General features: G+C 30.7%; 25 protein-coding genes. 2 read left to right on the forward strand and 23 right to left on the reverse strand.

What is annotated here, in order from left to right; genetic code table 11:
- The 5 genes from QZN45_RS08960 to QZN45_RS08980 form a co-directional block, all read right to left on the reverse strand.
- Window positions 1–267, reverse strand: a 267-nt coding sequence (locus QZN45_RS08960) for a hypothetical protein (RefSeq protein WP_296812529.1), incomplete at its 3' end; no start/stop codon positions are given.
- Window positions 268–387: 120 nt separating this feature from the next.
- Window positions 388–1,245, reverse strand: coding sequence for a DUF1002 domain-containing protein (locus tag QZN45_RS08965; RefSeq protein ID WP_296801281.1), 858 nt, complete (start codon window positions 1,243–1,245; stop codon window positions 388–390).
- A gap of 197 nt (window positions 1,246–1,442) precedes the next feature.
- Entirely contained in the window at window positions 1,443–1,985 is a 543-nt protein-coding gene (locus QZN45_RS08970) for a ribonuclease H (RefSeq protein WP_296812530.1), read from the reverse strand.
- Window positions 1,986–2,489: 504 nt separating this feature from the next.
- Window positions 2,490–3,230, reverse strand: coding sequence for a 3-oxoacyl-ACP reductase family protein (locus QZN45_RS08975; RefSeq protein ID WP_292605423.1), 741 nt, complete (start codon window positions 3,228–3,230; stop codon window positions 2,490–2,492).
- 220 nt (window positions 3,231–3,450) lie between these two features.
- Window positions 3,451–4,266 carry a tetratricopeptide repeat protein gene (locus QZN45_RS08980; RefSeq protein WP_292605421.1) on the reverse strand — a complete coding sequence of 272 codons (816 nt, stop codon included), beginning with the start codon at window positions 4,264–4,266 and terminating at the stop codon, window positions 3,451–3,453.
- A 173-nt stretch (window positions 4,267–4,439) separates the two neighbouring features.
- Here QZN45_RS08980 and QZN45_RS08985 point away from each other — a divergent pair, with 173 nt between their 5' ends.
- Window positions 4,440–4,847, forward strand: coding sequence for a flavodoxin family protein (locus QZN45_RS08985; protein ID WP_296812531.1), 408 nt, complete (start codon window positions 4,440–4,442; stop codon window positions 4,845–4,847).
- A 2-nt stretch (window positions 4,848–4,849) separates the two neighbouring features.
- On the opposite strand, the gene QZN45_RS08990 is transcribed toward QZN45_RS08985, so the two are convergent.
- The 6 genes from QZN45_RS08990 to QZN45_RS09015 all read right to left on the reverse strand — a co-directional run bounded on the left by QZN45_RS08990 (window position 4,850) and on the right by QZN45_RS09015 (window position 11,587).
- A complete protein-coding gene (locus QZN45_RS08990; protein WP_296812533.1) occupies window positions 4,850–5,647 on the reverse strand; it encodes a hypothetical protein in 798 nt (265 codons plus the stop codon).
- Window positions 5,647–6,426: a hypothetical protein gene (locus QZN45_RS08995; RefSeq protein WP_296812534.1), complete on the reverse strand. Its 780-nt coding sequence runs from the start codon at window positions 6,424–6,426 to the stop codon at window positions 5,647–5,649. The genes QZN45_RS08990 and QZN45_RS08995 overlap by 1 nt, the downstream gene beginning before the upstream one ends.
- Window positions 6,427–6,641: 215 nt before the next feature.
- The gene (locus tag QZN45_RS09000) at window positions 6,642–7,766 is read right to left on the reverse strand and encodes a serine/threonine-protein kinase (RefSeq protein ID WP_296812535.1); all 1,125 of its coding nucleotides are present in this window, start codon (window positions 7,764–7,766) and stop codon (window positions 6,642–6,644) included.
- Between the two features lie 24 nt (window positions 7,767–7,790).
- Window positions 7,791–8,582 carry an FHA domain-containing protein gene (locus QZN45_RS09005; protein ID WP_296812537.1) on the reverse strand — a complete coding sequence of 264 codons (792 nt, stop codon included), beginning with the start codon at window positions 8,580–8,582 and terminating at the stop codon, window positions 7,791–7,793.
- Window positions 8,583–9,127: 545 nt separating this feature from the next.
- Complete coding sequence (locus QZN45_RS09010) at window positions 9,128–10,414, reverse strand: O-acetylhomoserine aminocarboxypropyltransferase/cysteine synthase family protein (protein ID WP_296812539.1); 1,287 nt, start codon at window positions 10,412–10,414, stop codon at window positions 9,128–9,130.
- 24 nt (window positions 10,415–10,438) lie between these two features.
- The gene (locus tag QZN45_RS09015; protein WP_296812540.1) at window positions 10,439–11,587 is read right to left on the reverse strand and encodes an aldo/keto reductase; all 1,149 of its coding nucleotides are present in this window, start codon (window positions 11,585–11,587) and stop codon (window positions 10,439–10,441) included.
- 98 nt (window positions 11,588–11,685) lie between these two features.
- Here QZN45_RS09015 and QZN45_RS09020 point away from each other — a divergent pair, with 98 nt between their 5' ends.
- Complete coding sequence (locus QZN45_RS09020; protein WP_296852822.1) at window positions 11,686–12,702, forward strand: 7-cyano-7-deazaguanine synthase; 1,017 nt, start codon at window positions 11,686–11,688, stop codon at window positions 12,700–12,702.
- 177 nt (window positions 12,703–12,879) lie between these two features.
- On the opposite strand, the gene QZN45_RS09025 is transcribed toward QZN45_RS09020, so the two are convergent.
- The 12 genes from QZN45_RS09025 to infB all read right to left on the reverse strand — a co-directional run bounded on the left by QZN45_RS09025 (window position 12,880) and on the right by infB (window position 21,235).
- Entirely contained in the window at window positions 12,880–13,065 is a 186-nt protein-coding gene (locus tag QZN45_RS09025; protein ID WP_292605404.1) for a hypothetical protein, read from the reverse strand.
- 40 nt (window positions 13,066–13,105) lie between these two features.
- Window positions 13,106–13,936 carry a CD1107 family mobile element protein gene (locus QZN45_RS09030; RefSeq protein ID WP_296812543.1) on the reverse strand — a complete coding sequence of 277 codons (831 nt, stop codon included), beginning with the start codon at window positions 13,934–13,936 and terminating at the stop codon, window positions 13,106–13,108.
- Window positions 13,937–14,022: 86 nt separating this feature from the next.
- Window positions 14,023–15,444 (reverse strand): argininosuccinate lyase, encoded by a 1,422-nt coding sequence (gene argH / locus QZN45_RS09035; RefSeq protein WP_296812544.1) that lies wholly within the window; start codon window positions 15,442–15,444, stop codon window positions 14,023–14,025.
- A gap of 76 nt (window positions 15,445–15,520) precedes the next feature.
- Window positions 15,521–15,673 (reverse strand): 30S ribosomal protein S27ae, encoded by a 153-nt coding sequence (locus tag QZN45_RS09040; RefSeq protein ID WP_069575404.1) that lies wholly within the window; start codon window positions 15,671–15,673, stop codon window positions 15,521–15,523.
- 9 nt (window positions 15,674–15,682) lie between these two features.
- Complete coding sequence (locus tag QZN45_RS09045) at window positions 15,683–16,015, reverse strand: 30S ribosomal protein S24e (protein WP_296812546.1); 333 nt, start codon at window positions 16,013–16,015, stop codon at window positions 15,683–15,685.
- 17 nt (window positions 16,016–16,032) lie between these two features.
- Window positions 16,033–16,542, reverse strand: coding sequence for a GTP-dependent dephospho-CoA kinase family protein (locus tag QZN45_RS09050; RefSeq protein WP_296812548.1), 510 nt, complete (start codon window positions 16,540–16,542; stop codon window positions 16,033–16,035).
- 10 nt (window positions 16,543–16,552) lie between these two features.
- A complete protein-coding gene (gene spt4 / locus QZN45_RS09055; RefSeq protein ID WP_292605391.1) occupies window positions 16,553–16,729 on the reverse strand; it encodes a transcription elongation factor subunit Spt4 in 177 nt (58 codons plus the stop codon).
- Window positions 16,726–17,310 (reverse strand): DNA-directed RNA polymerase, encoded by a 585-nt coding sequence (locus QZN45_RS09060; protein ID WP_292605389.1) that lies wholly within the window; start codon window positions 17,308–17,310, stop codon window positions 16,726–16,728. The genes spt4 and QZN45_RS09060 overlap by 4 nt, the downstream gene beginning before the upstream one ends.
- A 35-nt stretch (window positions 17,311–17,345) precedes the next feature.
- A complete protein-coding gene (locus QZN45_RS09065) occupies window positions 17,346–17,738 on the reverse strand; it encodes a PIN domain-containing protein (protein ID WP_296812549.1) in 393 nt (130 codons plus the stop codon).
- 10 nt (window positions 17,739–17,748) lie between these two features.
- Window positions 17,749–18,963 (reverse strand): translation initiation factor IF-2 subunit gamma, encoded by a 1,215-nt coding sequence (locus tag QZN45_RS09070; protein ID WP_296812550.1) that lies wholly within the window; start codon window positions 18,961–18,963, stop codon window positions 17,749–17,751.
- A 61-nt stretch (window positions 18,964–19,024) separates the two neighbouring features.
- Window positions 19,025–19,408 carry a 30S ribosomal protein S6e gene (locus QZN45_RS09075; protein ID WP_292608817.1) on the reverse strand — a complete coding sequence of 128 codons (384 nt, stop codon included), beginning with the start codon at window positions 19,406–19,408 and terminating at the stop codon, window positions 19,025–19,027.
- A gap of 36 nt (window positions 19,409–19,444) precedes the next feature.
- Complete coding sequence (infB, locus tag QZN45_RS09080) at window positions 19,445–21,235, reverse strand: translation initiation factor IF-2 (protein WP_296812551.1); 1,791 nt, start codon at window positions 21,233–21,235, stop codon at window positions 19,445–19,447.
- Between the last annotated feature and the right edge of the window lie 35 nt (window positions 21,236–21,270).

A 21,270-nucleotide genomic window follows, 5' to 3' on the forward strand; every position in this document is an offset into this window, starting at 1 on the left:
ATAATCCTCATCATCTAAATCAGAATCATCATCATAATCCTCATCATCTAAATCAGAATCATCATCATAATCCTCATCATCTAAATCAGAATCATCATCTAAGTCCAAATCATCATCAAAATCATTTGAACTGGAAATTTGAATTGAATCATGAATATTGATTGAAGAAACATTAGCATCAGCAGCATATATTGATCCTATACACATTATAAGAAGTACTGAAATTAATGAAATTTTTAATAAATTTTTTGCATTAAAATATCTCAATTATTTTCACCTCCCAAATAATTATTAATACTACTTTATGACTATTCAAATATAAATAAGTTAAAGAAAAATATTTAAAGTTATAATAAAAACTTTAATCAAAGAAAAAAAGAAAAAGGGTTAAATCTGTCCTATGAAAGATTTAAACCAATTTAAAATACCATCTAATGAAAATCCACCATTTCCAGTTTCATTAAAAATTCCTGAAACTTTTTCTTTGTAAATGTTTACATCACCTTGTACATTTTGTACTTGTTCAATAGAATTGGCTAAATTTTCAATGTCTGAATTTGTAATGTTAATGTTGTTGTTTTGAACATGATTGTTAATGACATTTACAATTCTATTATGGTCAGTTACATTATCCCTTGAAACTTGGTCTTTTACATCACTAACTAATTTAGACAAATCATCAGCATTCACATCTGAATTATTAACAATTTTTGCTTGAGTGTAAATTTCATCATTTGCGGCTTCTTTTACTTTTTCTGGAATTTTGACATCAGTCACTTCCTCATAAGAATTCATGATACCTGCAAGAGCAGATTCACCAGTAGCTTCAACAGGACTTGTGACATATACATGTCCTTTTGTAATTCCTGCTGATTTTAAAGCTGAAATGTACATATCACCAGTAATTGTAGTGATTTTTGATTTATCAACACTTACTTGAAGTTTTTCATTATCGTTTAGATTAACTAATGCAGATGAAAGTATTTGACTTGAATCATATGATTTTCCAGTAATTGAACTTGAAATTTGATTTACTTGATCTGCAGTAATAATTTTTGAACCCACATTATTTAAATCCAAATTGGATTGGCTTTTAAAAAAGCTGTCAACAACAGATTTATAATTTGAATTTGCATAAGTTGTCTCACCATAAGTTATTACAACATTAGAATCAGCTGAAAATCCAACTGGAATTAACATACCGATTACAATTAAAGCTAATATAGCAATAGTAATTTTACGCATAATTTTTCACCTCAATTAAATTCTTATCTTAGATTATTCGAAGTAATATTTAAATGTTTCATTTTTTTAAATATTTTTTAAAAAATTTTAGATATAAAAAATTATGTAAAAAATAGACAATGATATAAAAATATATTCTAAAAATTGTTCAATTATATTATGAAAAAAGATTTCAATTCTGCAAACTTTTAATCTGATTATTTTGTTCCAAGCAGAGGGTCAGGTTGATTATTATATCCAATTGTTTTACCTGTTTTTTTAGTAGCAATTTTGGCTTTGACAGCCAATTCATCCGCTTCATTATTCAAAACATTGTTTGAATGACCTTTAACTTTAACAAACAAAATTTCACAGTTGACACTTTCAATATCGCCCATCAACTTCCAAATTGCTTTGATTAACTTAAGGTTTTCAATCGGTTTGTTGTCAGATTTCTTCCATCCTCTTTTTTCCCAATTTTTAGCCCATTGAGTAAATATTCCAATGCAATAACCACTGTCAGTATATATTTCCACATTGTCCTCATTTACACAACTTTGAAGAAAGTCCCTCATAGCAGCATAGATTGCATACAATTCCATTTCATTATTAGTCGTGAGCTTACATCCACCACTTTGATTTGATAATCTTTGACCATTTTTAAAACAAATAAATGCCCAACCCCCTTCTTTACGCAAATATTTGCCATTTTCTTTAGCCATAGTGGCTGCGCCATCCGTAAAATAAGAATACGTGTTCATTTTAAGCTTCACCTTCATTTCATAATATATAATGCATAATATATTAAACTTTTCCAGACTTAAATGAGGAAATTACTGTGCAATATTACAAATTTTTATATTCCTTTTTAAAAGATTTATTAATTCAAAAGCTCTAATATCTATTAATGAAACAATTAATCACCCCAATGAAAAACAAGTTGGGCAAATCCTTGCAATATTCGCATTTCTGCTTATACAGGCCCCTATTGTGATTTGACTTTACCACAATACACTGCAGACATTGTTAACATTGGTATCCAAAACACAAACTTCAGTACATAATAGATACTGGAGTGGCAATGCTCATTATGGTTGCAATTTCTGCTTTTGCAACAGTGGAAATTTCCTATTTGTGAAATTATCGAACATAGAAGCCATTAAGAACTTTTAAAGCTTAAAGGACATTAATACAATACCTTAAACGCCCAATCAAAAGAAAATATCATATAAAAAAAATAGAAAAAAGTAAGGTTAAAAAAAACCTTATTGTAATACGAATCCACCGTTAGGAGAAATTACTTGACCGGTCAAGTAACCTGCACCTAAAATGTATTCCAATGCTCCTGCAATTTCTTCCACTTCACCTATATGTCCGAGAGGGATTGTTGCTGCAAGTGCATTTAATTCATCCTGGTTTACTCCACGTAACATATCAGTCATAATCATACCAGGAGCAATAGCATTTACTCTTACTTTTCTTGGAGCAAATTCTAAAGCAAGTGCTCTGCATAGACCGATTACTCCAGTTTTTGCAGCACAGTAATCAGCTTGGTTGATTACACCAGTTAATCCACCAACAGAGGCTGTACATACAATTGCGGTTTCACGGTCAACCATATAAGGCAAGCATAAGTGACACATGTGCATCATACTTACCAGGTTTGTGTTAATTACTCTTTCATAATCTTCCGGCTGTAAGTCAATGAAGTTGGAATTGTTTGTAATACCAGCATTGTTTACTAAAGCATCAATTTCTTCACCAAATGCATCTACAGTTGCTTTTACTAATTTTTCACAGTCTTCGAATTTACTTACGTCAGCTTGTACTGCAATAGCATCCACACCATATTCTGATTTGATTTCTTCAATTAAATCTTCAGTTAACTGTTTAGATGAGTCACTTCTGTAGTTAATAGCTACATTGTATCCAAGTTCACCTAATTTCAAAGCCATTGCCTTACCTATTCCTCTAGATCCACCAGTAATTATTGCATTTTTTGCCATTTTTTCACCTAAATTTTTTTGTAATATTATTTATATAAACAAACATTTTTAAATTTTATGAATTTTATTCAAAATTTACAGTTTAATAAAAAAATTTATAAAAAATATTTAGTTGTGATTTAATATAATTTAATAATATTCAAAATGTAAAAAATAAATGTAAATCTTAAACAAAAAGAGTACCTATAATGAAGATTTCATTATAGGCTAAAAAAACAGTTTAATTGTTTTTCTTAATTTCATCCCAAATTTCTTGAGAGTCATCATCTAAAGATTTGATGGAATTTGCCTTCTTGAAAAAATTATCTGCATTTTGATAATCTTCAAGTCCAACATAACATAATGCTTTTCCTTTAAATGCTTTGAATGATTTTTCATCACGTTTTAAAATAGTATTATACACATCTAAAGACTCATTATATTCTCCGTTTAATCTATATGAATTGGCAACATCAAACCAAGCATCCAAATTTTCTTCATTTAATGCAAGAGATTTGATTAATTCTTCAGTTGCATCATCATATTTTTCCAAATTCATCAATGCTTGTGCCTTTACATGATAAGCCTGCCAATTATTGAAATTGACCTCAATAGCCTTGTCACAAAGTTCAATAACCCTTACATTAGTACGTAACTCATCAGTTAATCTACCATCATCCAGCATGTATAATTTTCTTTTAGCTCTTCTAACATAATCTGCATCCCTGTTTAATGCTCTTTTTGCATCCAGGGAGGATTCCTTAATAAATTCAGGAACATCATCCGAATCAATGATTTCAGCTCTGAATTGAGAAATTTCATCTTTGATTTCTGAAATTTGATCAATTGCCTCTTCACCAAAATCTTCCAAATCAAACTCATCAATTTGCTGTTTAAATTCAGTAGAATCTAATTCCTTTAAAATCTCCTTTGTCTCATCCCTTAAAAAATCAATACTATCGGAAATTGATTGAATCACAGGGGATTCAAAGTAAACTTTATCTGTACTCCTTCTGTTAACCTTAATATCATCCCAGTCATCAGATTCCTTTTTCATAATAACACCTAATTAATAATTAGTTATTCATATTATTTATTTTAAATGATTTTGTCAACAATAGTCAATTAATTCATGAAAATTTAACCACCATGTAACCTACAAAATTATTATCAAAAAATTAACAAAGTATATATTTAAAAAAGTTATAATAACTTTAAAGGTGAATTTAAATGAAAATAGCTATCAGATATTACACAAAAACTGGAAATACAAAAAAACTAGCTGAAGCAATTGGAAGTGCAATTAACGTTGAAGCAAAAACTATCGACGAACCATTAACAGAAGATGTCGATTTACTATTTTTAGGAAGTGCAGTTTATGCTGCCGGAATTGACAAAAGAGTAAAAGAATTCATCGAAAGCATTAACGTGAATGTTGGTGAAGTTGTTAACTTCTCATCAGCGGCTTTAATCGAGTCAACATACAAGCAAGTAAAAAAACAAGTTGAAGCAAAAGGATTAAAAATGAGTGAAAATGAATTTCACTGTAGAGGAGCATTCAAATTTGTTCACAGAGGCCATCCTGATGAAACAGATTTAAAAAATGCTCAAGAATTTGCAAAAAAAGTAATAATTTAAATTTACTTATTCTTTTTAACTAATTTTTCCAGCCTATCAAATTCTTTATCAACATGTTTCATCACAATAGCAACCGTCAATGTTGCAGTACCTACACCAGATAAAAGAAAACCACTCCAAACTAAAACCAATGAATTAATTTTTCCCCATCCTGAAGATCCCAAAATGGAATAACCATTACTGGTGAATGCATTGGAAACCATGACAAGTGAATTTAAAGGAGAAACATTTTCAACAATCATAGTAACTATGAAACTGATAAAGATTATTGAATACAACAATATTATTGTAATTCCCAAACTATTAGTTTCAGTGAATTCTACAAATTTATGATAATACATTTTAACGAAGTAGAGATACAACGGAGCATGTATAATATCCACCAAATTAACAAAAGTCACGCCAAAAATCAAAAAGTTTATAGAACCGAATGGAACTAATAATAATAGCATTAATTTATGTTTTAAAGAATCCGGCTTGATTTTGGTCGCCAAGAAACATGAAAGTATAATATCTATATATGCAATGTTAACTATTTCAGGACCCCATGAAAATAGAATATACAACATAGTAACAGTGAAAATCAATATCATGGACAGGTAATAAATTTGTCTTAATGCAGGTATTTCTTCTTCAGGGAAGTATTCTCGAATATTGAATAATGCAGAATTTTTTAAAGTAGTATTATGCATTAAATAGTTCACTGTAAATTTTCCAACGCGAAATATAACAGTGAAAATAATGAGTGCTAATACAATCTGGGCCAAAGTAAATAATACAAAAAATTCACTTTCATTCATTAATCTTTACCCCCATCCTCAATTATTTTTTCTAATCTCTTAATTCCTGCATTAAAATGCCTTAACAGAATAGCTGCAGTCAAAGTAGCAGTACCTGCACCTGAAATTATATAACCTCCCCAAACCAGGAAAATACTATTGATTTTCCCAGCAATGGATGAACCCAACACAGCATAACCGTTACTGGTGAATGCATTGGAAACCATAACAAGTGAATCTAATGGATTTTTATTCTCGACAATTTGAGTTATTAAAAAACTAATAAAAATTATGGAAAATAACAAAAGTATAGTAATACCCAAACTATTAGAACGTGTATACTCAATAAACTTGTCATAAGCCAGTTTAACCAGATATATTAAAGCTGGAATGTGAATTAAATCCAACCATCCCATGATTGTAGATCCAAACAATACATAAGAAAGTGAACCATAAGGAACAATCAGCAGCCATAAAATCTTATTTTGAAATTTAGATTCATCCAATAGCATGACTGCAACTAATGAAATGAAAATATCAAAAATTGCGAAATAAAATACATCGCTTTCAGTAAATGTTAAAGAATAAAAGATTGTGATAAAAAAACATGACATTAACACAAGATAAAAAACCTGTCTTAATGTATGCACTTCATCTTCAGGCAAAAATTCCTTAGGGTTTAAATATCTATTGGAACTGTTTTTCATTTTATTAAACAAAAATTTTGCAATTAAAGTTAAAACAAGAAAAATAATAATTTCAATTACAATATCAAAAATTGTTAGACCATGAAGATTCACTTAAATACACCTAACATAATTTATATTGTTACTTATTATTAACATTTAGTATTAAAGAACTCAAAATTATTGAAAAAATTGTAAAATTACGAAGAAAAACATTTAACCGCATTAATTTCCAAATAATAATATATATTTTATTTAAAAAAAAATGAAAATTAAAAATCTGACTAATTGTTAAATTTAAAAAATAAAATCATTCTTCTTTTTTAATTTCAATCGGATTTAGTATTGAATTTAATAATTTGGGAGAGATTTTCTATTTTTATAGTCTGTGATGCATAATCTTGATTGTCACCAACAAGCAGTACCTCTTCAAGCACATTGACCATGTTTGAATCTTTAAGAATCTCTATAGCTTCATCAAACTTATCTTCATATAATGCCAATCTGAATGCCTTTTTAATAGTGTTATTATAAATAAAAGTCTCCTTATCATATTGGAAGTTTTCATCCATATATATTTCTATAGCATTTAAAAGTTCGTTAGCATTCAAATATCTATCCTGATGATTAACTGCCAAACATTTCATCACAATATTATCCAAATCTGAAGAAACATCCTCATTATAGTCACTTGGAGGAATTAATGTATTTCTCCATGGTTTTCCTTCAATGATTTCAACTAACGTATACCTATCGACATCATAAGGAAAGTGATTGGTCAATAAAATATAAAAGATTACTCCTAATGCATAGACATCAGTTGCAGGATAAAATTCATTATTAAAGCATTCACGTGCCATGAACTGTTTCGTACCACCTATAACTGGACCGTATGGAGCGGAAGAAATTTTTCTTGAAAATCCAAAATCGGATAGCTTTATTACAATACGTTCCTGAGAATTGAAACTTAACAGAATATTACTGGGCTTAATGTCACCATGCACAATAGGCATATCAGATAAATGAAGATATGATAAGCCAAATGATATATGCTGCACTAAAAACAATGCCCAGGATACAGGAATCAGAATATTTGAATTAATAAAAGAAAGCATATACTTCTTTAAGTCGCCACCAGGAACATATTCCATAATAAAATAAACTAAATCAACGGAGTTATCATCACCATATGAAGGAATGATTCCCGCATCGTAAATATCAATGATATTCTCATGTTTTAACTGACAGGCCATCCTAGCTTCATACAATATTAAATTTAAATCTGAACTGGATGTTAAAGGTTTTTTAATTATTTTAATGACTTGCAGATCATCTAAAAAAACATGTTTTATAAGACATATTTCTGAAAAAGAACTGGAAAGCAAGAATTTTTCAACTTTATATTTTCCCTGAAAAAATTCATCAATAATATTTTCCACATCACCCGAATCCATAAAAACCACAAAAAGAATTAATTGTTAAAATGAACAGTAAAATACAATTCCTCCCCTACCATTAGACAATTTAAGAAATGAATTATTCCTTAATGGGGTTTTAACACCTGGAAGAACTAAAGTATCTCCAAGATATGTTCCATTAGAACTGGAGTCATCTAAAATATACCATTCACCGTCTTCATAAAATACTTTTAAATGAGGCTTTGATACATTTGAAACAGTGACATAACTATTATCCAAAATAATTTTACGAGATGCAATGTGACTTAAATCTTTTTCTCCTTTTCTTCCGATAAATGCACATTCATTTCTATTGATTTTGAATGTTTTTCCTTTATCCTTACCATTGAATACTGTTAAAGTACAACATTTGCGATTATTGAATCTCTTATTGATATCATATAAATCAAAAAATGCAAGAAGTTCATCGGCGAAAAAGTTTATATCTAAAAAAATATCCTCAAAAGCATCTTCCTTTAAAACATAAGCCTTGACATTACGTTTTCCTACTTTATTAGGAATCTCCTTTTTAACAATCACTTCACTTAAAATCCCAGCTTCGACAAGAATTTTTAAATGTTGACCTAACATTTGAGGAGTAATGTTAATATTAAAACCAGTCAGCAAAATATTTATTTCACGCGAATATAAAGGCGTTTTGAATTGATTTGAAGTAACTTTTTGATAATCCCTTAAAATTTTCAAGATTGAAAATCGTACATCATTATTTATTGCGGCTAATTTAGAGGATAAGATTTTGCAGTCATTATCATTTAAAATTTCAGTTTGGAATTCGTAGTTTATATCCACCATATTTTTTAACTCCACATCACATTTAACATATTTAATCATGAAAATTAATAAAGTAAAAAACTTGCGAATGTACTATTTTTTTCTCCAAATAACTATTTAAATGATAAAAAATTACTTCCATAAGCCTTTACATGTCAAAAAAGATTATAAAAATATTAAACACTTCAAAACATGAGATATTATTACTTTATATACATATTTCTTTATTAATTTTAATATATAAGTCATATAAAGTAACTACTTTAATCAAATGTAAAAAAAATGAGCATTACATTTTTTAAGGAATGACAATCTGAAAAATAAATCTAAGAATCTAATAATACTAAGAATACTTTTATAAGAGTTAAATGAAAAATAATGAAATTAAAAGCCATAGGATTAGATTACTTGCTAAAATAACAAAATTCCAACTTAAACTCTTAAAAGTATTCAAAAAATGCAATAATTCTACAATTAAACAAATTGAATCATATTGCATTAAAAAGTTTTATTGTAAAAAATATTTAAGTCATATAAAGGAATTCCTTTATATGAAAAAAAAGAAGTTAAATCTTATCTAAAGCTTGGTCAACATCAGCTAAAATATCTTCAATATCCTCAATACCAACAGAAAACCTGATTAAATCTGGAGTGACTCCAGTTGATAATTGTTGTTCTTCGGATAACTGTGAATGTGTAGTTGACGCAGGGTGAGTTACTAATGATTTAGCATCACCAATATTTGCTAAAAAGGAAATCAATTCCACATTTTCTATAAATTTTAAAGCCCCATCATAACCAGCTTTAAGACCGAATGAAACTATTCCACCATAACCCTTTTCAGCATATTTTTTTGCGACTTCATGGTTTGGAGAGGATTCTAAGCCGGAATATGTTACCCAAGCAACTTTAGGATGTGCTTCCAAGTGACGAGCAACAGCCATTGCATTTGAGGCATGCCTTTCAATTCTAAGTCCTAATGTTTCAAGCCCCTGCAATAATAAAAATGATCCGAATGGAGATGGAACCGCACCAGTATCCCTTCCAACAACTGCCCTAATTCTTGTTGTAAAAGCAGAACCTTTAAAAGTTTCACCAAAAATTAATCCATTATATGTAGCATCAGGCTCGGAAAGTGTTGGGAATTTCCCATTCATCCAGTCAAAATCACCTTTTTCTATGACAATTCCTCCAAGAGTGGTACCATGCCCTCCAATGTATTTTGTTGCTGAAGATGCAATGATATCTGCACCATGGTCAAATGGTCTTACAGAACCAATACCAACAGTATTATCTGCTATTAACGGAATATCATGTGAATGTGCAATTTCTGCTAACTTATCAAAGTCAGGAATATCCAATTTAGGATTTCCAATTGATTCCACATAAATAGCTTTGGTCTTATCATTAATTGCAGCTTCAAACTCATCAGGAGACTGTGAATCCACAAATGTTACGCTGCGACCCAATTCCTCCAATGTATTTTCAAACAATTCGTATGTTCCACCATATAAGTTATCTGCAGATACAATATTGTCTCCAACAGCTGTCAAGTTGATGATAGCATAAAAAATTGCAGACATTCCAGAAGCTGTTGCATAAGCTGCAGTTCCTCCCTCTATTGCAGCCATTCTTTTTTCGAATGCTTCAGTTGTAGGATTTGTAAGTCTTGTATAAATGTTTCCTCCTTCTGCAAGTGCAAATCTGTTTGCAGCTTGCTCAGGAGAGTCAAATACATAAGAAGTAGTTTGATAAATCGGTGTTACTCTAGATCCAGTTTCGTCAACTTCTTCCTGGCCTGCATGTACACCAATTGTTGATATGTTCTTTTTGTTTTTTATTTCATACGCCATTTTATCACTAATTAACAATATGTTTTAAAATCCAAATAAGTCTTGTGCATCAAGCATTACATCCACAATGTGAACATTAAAAGGACATCTTGGTTCACAGTCCCCGCATGCAATACAGTCTGTTGCATTATATTTTAGGTTATTGTAATGTTCCATTACACTGGCCGGCACCTCATCCCGATTTTTTGCAAGATCAAATAACTTGTTTACCATTGAAATATCAATTTCAGATGCGCATGGTGCACAATGCCCACAGTAAGTGCATTGTCCTTCAAATGAATGTTTTGGAGCATTCTTTAATGTTTCAACATATTCTTTTTCAGATTCTGTTGCATCACAATATTTTAAAGATTCTTCAAGTTCATCAACTGTTTTTACACCTACAAAAATACTTGAAACGCCTTTTTGTTCCAGACAATAATGAATACATTGAACTGGTGTTAATGCAACTCCAAAAGGAGATGTTTCGCTATCAAGTAAATTACCCCCAGCAAATCCTTTCATTACGGTTAATGCGGTCCCATTATTTGCACAGGTTTCATATAATTCAGCTCTTTGAGGATTTAAACCAAACATCTGCCCATCATATGCATCTTCTTTTCTGTACTCCTCAATATCCCCCATTGAACCAAACATGTCATAAGCAGGATTGATTGAAAACATCAACAATTCAATCTCAGGGTTTTGAGCTGCCAACAGTCCAATATCAGGATTATGGGTGCTTAAACCGATATGTTCAATTGTTCCATCTTCCTTTAGTTTACGAACATATTCTATAAATGGACCATTCATGATTTCATTATAGTCATCTAATTGGTCAACATAATGAATCATACCGAAATCAAGAGTGTCAATCTGGAATCGTTCCATAAAATCTTCAAATGCAGGAATAACCTTATCCATTTCACGAGTCCTGACATACTGATTATTTTGCCAGGTTGATCCAATATGACCCTGTATAATCCAATTTTCACGATGGCCTTTAATGGCTTTTCCTAGATGTGAACGCACATCAGGTTCACTCATCCAACAATCGACAAAGTTAATCCCATTAGCTTCACAAGCTTTAATTAAATCTTCAGTATCTTCATAAGGTCTTTCAACTAAAAATTCAGCACCAAAAGCAATTTCAGATACTTTAATACCAGTATCCCCCAAATCACGATATTTCATAATACTATCTCCACTTATTAATATTATGAATTTAAAAATTAAAAAAGGTAATGGAATTATTACAGTTAATATTTAAAGTAATTAATTCATAATAAGATATGATGTATGAAAAAGAATTCCTTCTAAATGAGATAAATAAAATTAGAGATGAAATTGGCCATGATAATGTCAATATTTTCATTGAAAAAATTTATTTTAATGAAAATACCAATGAATTATGGATTATTACTGAAGACAGACCAGACAAGTCAGCCATTATTGGAAAAGGAGGTTGGGTTGTTGGAAAACTCAGAAAAAAATTAGGTCTTGAAAGCATACATGTTGAATCATACGGTGATTTTTTAAACAAGGAATATAAATTAAAATTATCCAAAAAAACTGTTAATAACTTAGATTTAGATTTGGTTGGTCTTGAAAATCTGGAAAAAACCATAGAAAATAAACTTGAAAACATTTATAGCTTTAATTTTGATACTTATTTTAATGAAAATCAATTTGAGGAATCTGAAAATGTTGAAGCAGTTGTAGCATTATCTGGTGGTGTGGACAGCAGTTTTTCATTGATATTGGCTAAAAAATTAGGATTTAATCCAATTGCCATTACTGTTGACCCAGGAACAATAATACTTCCAAAACAATTTAAGAACAACATCAAACTTTTAACTGAATCATTAAACATCAAACATGAATATATCAATGCAGACTATTCTCAAGTCATCAAGGAATCTTTTACAGGAAAGCTTCACCCTTGCGGAAGATGTTCCAAAAATACTGGTGAGATAGCCAAAAAATATGCAAAAGACAATAAAATTCCAATAATTATCTTTGGTGATATGCTTGCAACTGGTAGCCAATGCATAAATTTACAAGAAGATTCATTATATCGCTTGAACCTACCGGCAAGTTTAAGTGTTGGCAAACAAGAGATAAAATCTTTAATCAAAAACTATGATTTAAAGACATTCAAAGGGTTTGGATGTCCGCTTCTTTATGAAGTGCATAAAAAATTCCCATATATGAAAAAATTTTCAATACAAAGAATACTTAGGGAAACACGTTCGGGAGCACTTGAACCCGGTGAAGCACTTGATTTGATATGGAGTTTTTACAAATAATATTTAGGTATACCTAAACTTTATATATATTAAAAAACAAATTATTAATTGCCAATATAATCTTTTATATTGGTAGAGTAATAATTTAACAGGAATAGAATACTTATTTAAATGTTCCTCAATGAATTCAATAAGTAAAGCTCAGCTTCTATTCTTGTCATTTTATTACTTTAACAACTATTCAGAACCATCTTCATTAATTGATTCCAAATAATTTTCATGAATTTCTTCCGCCAAATCATCATTACCTTCTATAATAGGTCCAGTATAGTCACAGTCATAGCAAACCCATTGAGACCAATTTTGAGGAATAATCCATTTTACATTTTTAGAACCGCATCTCGGACATATTTTATGCATCATATTAAACACCTAAAAAAAATAATAAAAAGATAATTAATAATTATCTTTTACTGTAGAAATAATAAGCCACACCAACAATAACTATAGCAACTACCAAAATCAAAAGAGGATTACCTGTGTTTTGTAACGGTTTCTTTTGATCTTGTTTTTTGGTATCGTTTTTATGAGTTTCATTAGGAGATTTTTTGAGTATGACCTGATTTACAGTTGTATTATTAACATTTGTATTTTTATTTATTGTAATGTTTGTTAAATTATTATTTGTTGTTTTATCTGTTTTTTTACCATTGTCTGTTTTATTGTCCTCAGAAGTCTTATTCTCATCAGCAGTGCCATTATCATCAGTACTGTTATCTGTACCATTGTTAACACTGTTGTTAGAATTATTTTCTTTTACGACATCAGTGTTGGATGATGAAAGAACTCCACTTAATTCATTGGTAATTGTGAATTCATTACCATTGCTTTTTACAACAGGTTCCTTGTAACTTCCGATTTTATCTGCAGAAACAGAATATGATATCTGATTTCCACTACCATCATACTTATCGACATCAATAGTTTTAGACCAACCATTATCCTTTGATAAAACTACAGTTTCAACAGTATTGTTACCATTTTTTACATAAACAGTAACAGAAGTAGGACGATTAGAACCACCATTATCTTTCCAATTCATTGTAACTGTCAATTTAACTTTTTCATTTGAACTTCCAGCATTATCATCAGAAACAGGACTATCATCAACATAGCCCTTAACATTATCGTCAGATGAATCAACAACATCATCAAAATCATCTGCTGCTGAAATAAAACCTACAGCACCTATCAAAAATATTGACATAAGTACCAAAATTATAAACTTTTTCATATTATCACCAATACAATATACGATTATTATATATTGTTTTAAGTGATATAAAAATATTAAAAAAAAGTAAAAATTGAGATTAATTTTTAAATCCCATGTTTTTCAAATTCAATATTTAAAAAATCTTTAATATTATCTCTGGCCAATTCAACCATCTCAGGAGCAGGACCACCAGGAATAGCTCTGATTTTAACATTTTCAGCAGGGTTTAATGCCCTTTGAATTAACTCATCAGATAACTCCAATTTATCAAATCCTAAATCCAAAGCTATATCATCAATGAATTTAGATGTAATATCCTCTTCAGCCATTTCATTAGCAGTAGCTTCATTAACAATTCTTCCAACTATTTTATGGGCTGTTCTGAATGGAATATGTTTTTCACGAACCATGATGTCCGCCAAATCTGTTGCAGTTGCAAAGTTTTTACCAGCCAATTCAGCACACCTATCCACTTTAAATTCAACAGACAACATCATTTTTGTAACAATAGATAAAGTTTCTTTAGTTACTTTAACCGCATTCCACAAGTGAGGAGTAATTTCCTGCAAATCCCTATTGTAAGTATATGGAATAGCTTTTAGAATAGTTAAAATAGTAATCAATTCACCTGTAGCGATACTGGTTTTACCCCTTGCAAGTTCCGCCACATCAGGATTTTTCTTTTGAGGCATAATAGAAGAAGTTGATGAATATTCATCAGCCATCTCAATAACACCAAATTCATAAGTGCTCCACAAAACTAATTCCTCACAGATTTTAGCCAAAGTTGAAGATAGAGAAACTAAATCAAAAACAGTTTCACTAATAAAATCTCTTGCAGAAACACCATCCATAGAATTCTCCAAATAAGCATCAAAACCAAGCAAATCAGTGGTTAATTGCCTATTAATTGGAAAACTAGTTGTAGCCATAGCCGCTGACCCCAATGGATTTAAATTAACACGTTTATATGTATCTGCTAAACGTTCATAATCCCTTTTGAGTGCTTGAACATGAGCCATCAAATGATGGGCTATGGTAATTGGTTGAGCATGTTGCAAATGAGTGAAACCTATGAAAATATCTTCAAGATGTTCTCCAGCCATTTCAACAAGACCTTCAATAAATTCCAGAATACCAATTTGAATTTCTTCAATCATTTCCCTTAAAACTAATCTTACATCACATGCGACTTGGTCATTACGTGATTTGGCAGTATGCATATAACCTGCTTCAGGACCAATTTTAGAAGTAACATAGTTTTCAATAGCCATGTGCACATCTTCAACAGAAGCATCGAATACCAATGCATCGAAACCTTCTTCTTTAAGATTATCAAGAGCGCATAAAATTTTATCAGCAATTTCTTTATCAACAATGCCCTCATGCTTTAACATTGAAGTATGGGCAAAATTAGTTTTAATATCTGCTTCAAAAAGAACTTTATCTGCATCAAATGATGAAGTATATTCAGCTGCTTCATCAGTCATACCAGTCTTAAAACGACCATTTCTAATATTATCCAAGAAAATCCCTTCTTAAAATATGATTAAAAATTAAAAAAAATAAAGTATAAAAAAAGAAATAAAGATTTAAAAAATCTTATTTTTTCATTTCAGTGTATCCACATTTACCACATGCAAACCTGTCACCATGGTCAGCCATGAATACACCTTCACCACAACGAGGACAAATTGGGTTTTTTCTTTCAATTTTGTCTCCATCTACTTTGTAAAGATCAGATTTTTTTACCATATAAACCACCTATTCTTCATCTGCTTCAGCTTCTTCAGCTTCTTCTTCAGCAGGTTCTTCTTCAGGTTCTTCATTTTTAGCAATGACATGTTGAGCTTCAATATATTCTAAATCGTCAACAGTATCATAAACTTTAGCATAACCTAATGCTTTAGGTTCACCGTAGTGTGGTTGTACATTATCTACAACAATTAACTCTTTTTTAGTATTTAATAAAGCAACTAATTTTGATTTAATATCTAATACTTTAGGAGTTGCTTCTCCATCGTAATCAACATAAAATTTAATTTCTTTTCTGTTAAATACTTTATTTTCTTTTTCTTCAATAAATTCAATTTCCATTATAAAACCTCATTTATTTATTCTTCAATAAATCCGTCAATAAGCTTTTGAGCTTTATCTTTCAGGTCAGAAACTTTTAAAAGCACTAAACCTTCATTAGGTTGTCCATATAGAATTGTAGTTTCTGGATTAGCCATTAAGATGCAAGGAAGAACTGCAAGATCTTCTTCCCCTGCTACTTCAATTACATAACATTCGCCACTGTTAGATAATTCAAGAGCTTTGCCTATGGTTTCCCATAGATCATCTGTAATAGTTCCAGCAGGATTATCAACTTTTAAAATATGATCTGCACGTATAATTTCATGAGTATGATTTTTTCTTTGAATTAAGTTATCAATTATACCAATATTTGGATATAATTCATATTTTGTAAGATTGGCAAAAGTTGCATCACCAACAGAGATTAAAAACTCAGAAGACTTAATTTCATCAATGGCATCTTCAAAGTCAGGATATAATTTACCTAATGGTTTTTTTAATTCAATAATTATATCTTTATTTAATTCTGCATCTAAACGTAACACAAAAAACCCTCTATCTTACTCTTAAACAATATTCGCCTGGAATTTTAATATTTAATTCTTTTGCTATAGCTGAATCTTCTGGATCAGTAATAATCAAAAGACCACTCCAGTTGTCAGAAGTTGGACTTCCGCATGATGGACAATGATCTTTATTTGAAATCATTTTGCAAACAGTACAAGCTTTCATTCTCCACCCTTCTTACTTTTTTCTTTAGCTTCTTCAATCCATTCAAATCTACCTAAGTTATTTTGTCTCATTGTAAGTGGAATTTTAGAATTCCTATTATTTTCAATGTTATTAGTAGATTCATCTTTGATTGAAACGCTTACAGCTCTAGCTCTAACTAAGTCACCTTCATCTAAAGTTTTATTAGACTCTTTAGCAAGTAATGCCCCTCTTTTAGGATCATAATTTATATAATCATCAGTAACTTGAGAAACATGTATTAAACCGTCCATAGGTCCAATCCTTACAAAAGCACCGTAGTCAACAATATCGATTACTTCACCATCGAAAATTTCATGTTGTTCTGGTTTAAAGAAGATTGCTTCAAAGATGACATTATGGTATGCAGCACCGTCACCCATAATGAGCCTACCTTCACCAATTTCATCAATATCATTAACACAGATGAGTAAACCAAGTTTTTTATCTAAACGACCTTCATAGGTTTCGTTCAAAGTTTGAATAGCGACTTCTTTGAGAGGATCACCAAATCTGTAAGGTGGAATTCTTACAGTGTCCTCGATTTTTGTTTTATAATACAAAATAATCCCTCATTTATTAATAAGTTTAATTAATATTATATTTTACCTTCAACAGCAATATATCTTTTTTGTCTTAAATATGCTACTGTGATTCCTTTATCTTTCGCACGATTTTTTAATTCAATATCATTTGTAGCTAAAACTTCTGAAACTCTAAGTAACGCATCATCCACAGTTTCATTTTCTAATAATGAAATATCCTTTATTTCAATTTTTGAAGAATTAGCTAACTTTAAGGCCAAATTAGCATTTAACCTTATTTTTCCTTTGTTATTTTTTTTCAAACCCTTCAATTCATTGATAACAAAGCTCGGAGTAGTTAATTTATAAGAAGGTAATATTTTTTCAAGTTCAGTGATAATATCCACATTGAACTGAAAAGGAACCATAAAAAAATTGGTATCTATTACAACTTCTTTAGAGTTCATTATTTGCCCTCTATTTTATAATACCGTAACCGATTAATCTCCAACGAGCACCAACTCTACGACTTAAAGCAACCCTGTCTCCAGGACTAGCGCAAACTGGCAATTTAAGAGTAACCTCAACATCATTTTTCTTAGTCGAAGTAACAACACCAATAGTTGTTGTAGTACCACAATTAATCATTAAAGCTTCTTTAAGTTTAATTGGAGCAACATCACGTTCTTCTTTAGTACCTACCACACGATCAAGTAAATTAGCTTCCATTTTAAAGCTGTTTAATACTTCAGGCAAAGTACCTTCTTCACCAGCAACAGTTCCGGATAATGAATCTGATTTGGTTAAAGATGGGTCTAACTTAGTTGCAATACCTACAAGTCCACCAGGACCAATTTCTTCAACTTGTTCACCATTAGCTTCAAGGCCAATAATTTCAGATTTGAGAGTGATTCTCTCACCGTTATTAGTAGGACCTGGTCTAATTTCAATAGTGTCTCCAAGTTTAAATGTACCTTGAACTAAAGTTCCACCAATAACTCCTCCTTTAATTTTATTAGCACCTGAACCAGGCTTGTTAATATCAAATGATCTTGCTACATGCATTAATGTAGAATCTTCTGTATTCCTCTCTGGAGGTTGAATTTGTTTAAGCATTGCTTCAATTAATATGTCAACATTAGCTCCTTGTTGAGCAGACACTGGAATAATTAAAGCATCTTCAGCACAAGTTCCTTTAACAAATTCTTTAATTTCATTATAACTTTCAATAGCTCTTTCTTTTGAAACAATATCAATTTTGTTTTGAACTACAATAACATCTTTTACACCAATAACATCAAGTGCCATTAGATGTTCTTTAGTTTGTGGCTGTGGACAAGACTCATTTGCAGCAATTACTAAAACTGCACCATCCATAATTGCAGCACCAGATAACATAGTTGCCATAAGGGTTTCGTGACCTGGAGCATCAACAAAGGATACCTTTCTAATTAATTCAGTTTCGCTGCCACAGATTTCACATTTTTCAGAAGTAGTATAACATTCAGGTTCTCCGCATTCAGGACATTTCCTAAATTCTATATCAGCATAACCTAAACGAATTGAAATACCTCTTTTTGTTTCCTCACTGTGAGTATCAGTCCAAATTCCTGATAATGCTTTAGTAAGAGTAGTCTTACCATGGTCTACGTGACCAACTAAACCTATGTTAACATCTGACTGTACGTTCACAGATAACCACCTTTTTTTATAATTTAATTCGACTAAAAGTAAAATAAGAAAAATAGTAGAACTATTCTTCCTCTTCTTCACCAGCACCAATAATTTCAGCTATTGATTTGTTTCCAGCTTGAGTAACTACAGTGTTGATTTGTACAATATCTTCTGCGATAGTGTTTCCTCTAACAGTTTTTCTTTTTTTAACACCATCAGCTTTAGGATGATAACCGATACCACCAGTTAATAAACTTTTAATTCTTCTAGTACCAGAAACATCTTTTTTCATGGTAAAACCATTTTTGTCACTACCACCAGTGATTTTTAAAGTGTAACCATCTAAACCAACAATTGCACCATCAAATTCATCACCGATGACTAAACCATTAAGAGCTTTAGCTTCATCCACTTCAATTTGATGAGTTTCAGCTTTTTGAGACACAACTACTTTGAATGCCATGGTATTTCCTCCTTAATTTTTTATAAACCCAATTTATTATTCAAAAAGACCAAATTTACCCCAATCTGGGTCTTGTTTACGTTTAATTTCAACAAATTCATATAAAGTTTCAAATTCATCTTCAGTTAATTTATCCTTAAATTCTCTTTCAATGAATTTATAATGTTTTTCAGGGATATCAACATATAATTCATCCCCTTCATCAAAATGTTTTCCAACAATAGCGTCTTTAATAGCCATTGCAACTCTTTGACCTCTAGGAATATCTGGTAATGTTTCCCCTTTATCTTCCATACTGGCAATTACGCCCACATATTCACCATTCTTATTTATCAAAGTTTGACCTTGTTTAATTGTACCGCTTAAAGACTCTATTCCAATGATAGCAGGTTTACTTTGACGGAAAACCAACTTAGGTAAAGACATGAATTTAGCCGGTTTAATGATAGCATCATAAAATGCTTTTTTCTTGGCTTTTTCAATCTCGTCAATCCATGCTTCATAATCTTCAATAATCTGATAGATTACATCACCTTGGAAGAGTTTAACATCTGAATTTTTAAGATCTTCTTCAGAATTCTGATGAATACTAACATTAAATGCAATAATAGCACCATGCGCATCATTTTCATTTAATGCAATGGATGAATTGATGATATCTCTACGACTTATATCACCAATGTCTGCTTCACGAATAGGAATATCCAATTCTTTCAATAATTTAACAATAGCTTCAAGAGAACCTAATGTATCTGCTTTGACTAAAATTCCTTCATCTTCAGTATTAATAGTAATATCTTCAATTTCTTTTAAGATTTCCTCTTCAACATTTTCATCATCACTCAATACTCTGAGCGGTGAGCCTGAAACAACATCATCTAAATTAGGAGCTGCGATTTTAATACCTGCAGCTGCAACTACCTCATCAAATTTTTGGAATTTCTTTTTAGAATCTCTCATTTCTTCTAGTGGAAGTGGTCTCAAAATAGATCTAATTTTAGTAGTCAATACTTCATTTGAAGAAGTCATTAAAGCTATTTCATCATTTGTTCGTAAAACACCATCATAAATAATACTATCAATAGTAAGACCTAATCCTACTTCTTCCTTAATTTCCAAAACAGTTCCTTTAGCAGGAGCATCAGCATCAATTTCAAGCTGTTCAGTTAAATATTCCTGAGCAAGACCTAAAAGCATTGCCAAGACTTCAATAATTCCCTCTCCAGACCTAGCACTAATTGGAATGATACTAATCTGAGAAGCGAAATTACTTACCCTATCAAATCTTTCAGATTGAAAACCTTCTTTGTGAAGAGTACCTACAATCTCATAAATTTTTGTATCTAACTCTTGTTTAACACTTTGAGCTTGTTGTTCAAAGGATTCTCTAAAAGAAGCATCTTCATGTGACTCCCATCCAAATATCATATCTATCTTATTAGCTACAACAATGAATGGAGTTTTATACATTTTAAGAATATTTAATGCTTCAAATGTTTGCGGTTTGAATCCATCATTAATATCCACAATCAAGACTGCTAAATCTGCTAATGCACCACCACGTTTTCTTAAACTGGTGAATGCAGCGTGACCTGGAGTATCAATAAAGAACAAACCTGGGATTAAATCTTTAATAGTTAATCTTGATATAAAATTTCCACAGATTTCTTCAATAGTATCGTTAGGAATTTCTGTAGCACCAATATGTTGAGTAATACCACCTGCTTCTTTATCAGCAATGGTACTGCCTCTAATGTAATCTAATAATGTTGTTTTACCATGGTCTACATGACCTAAAACTGATACAATCGGGGATCTGATTTTCATAGTATCTTTCTTAATAATAAATTTTTAAAATATTA

Source organism: uncultured Methanobrevibacter sp., assembly GCF_900314695.1.
In the GTDB taxonomy this organism is placed as follows: domain Archaea; phylum Methanobacteriota; class Methanobacteria; order Methanobacteriales; family Methanobacteriaceae; genus Methanocatella.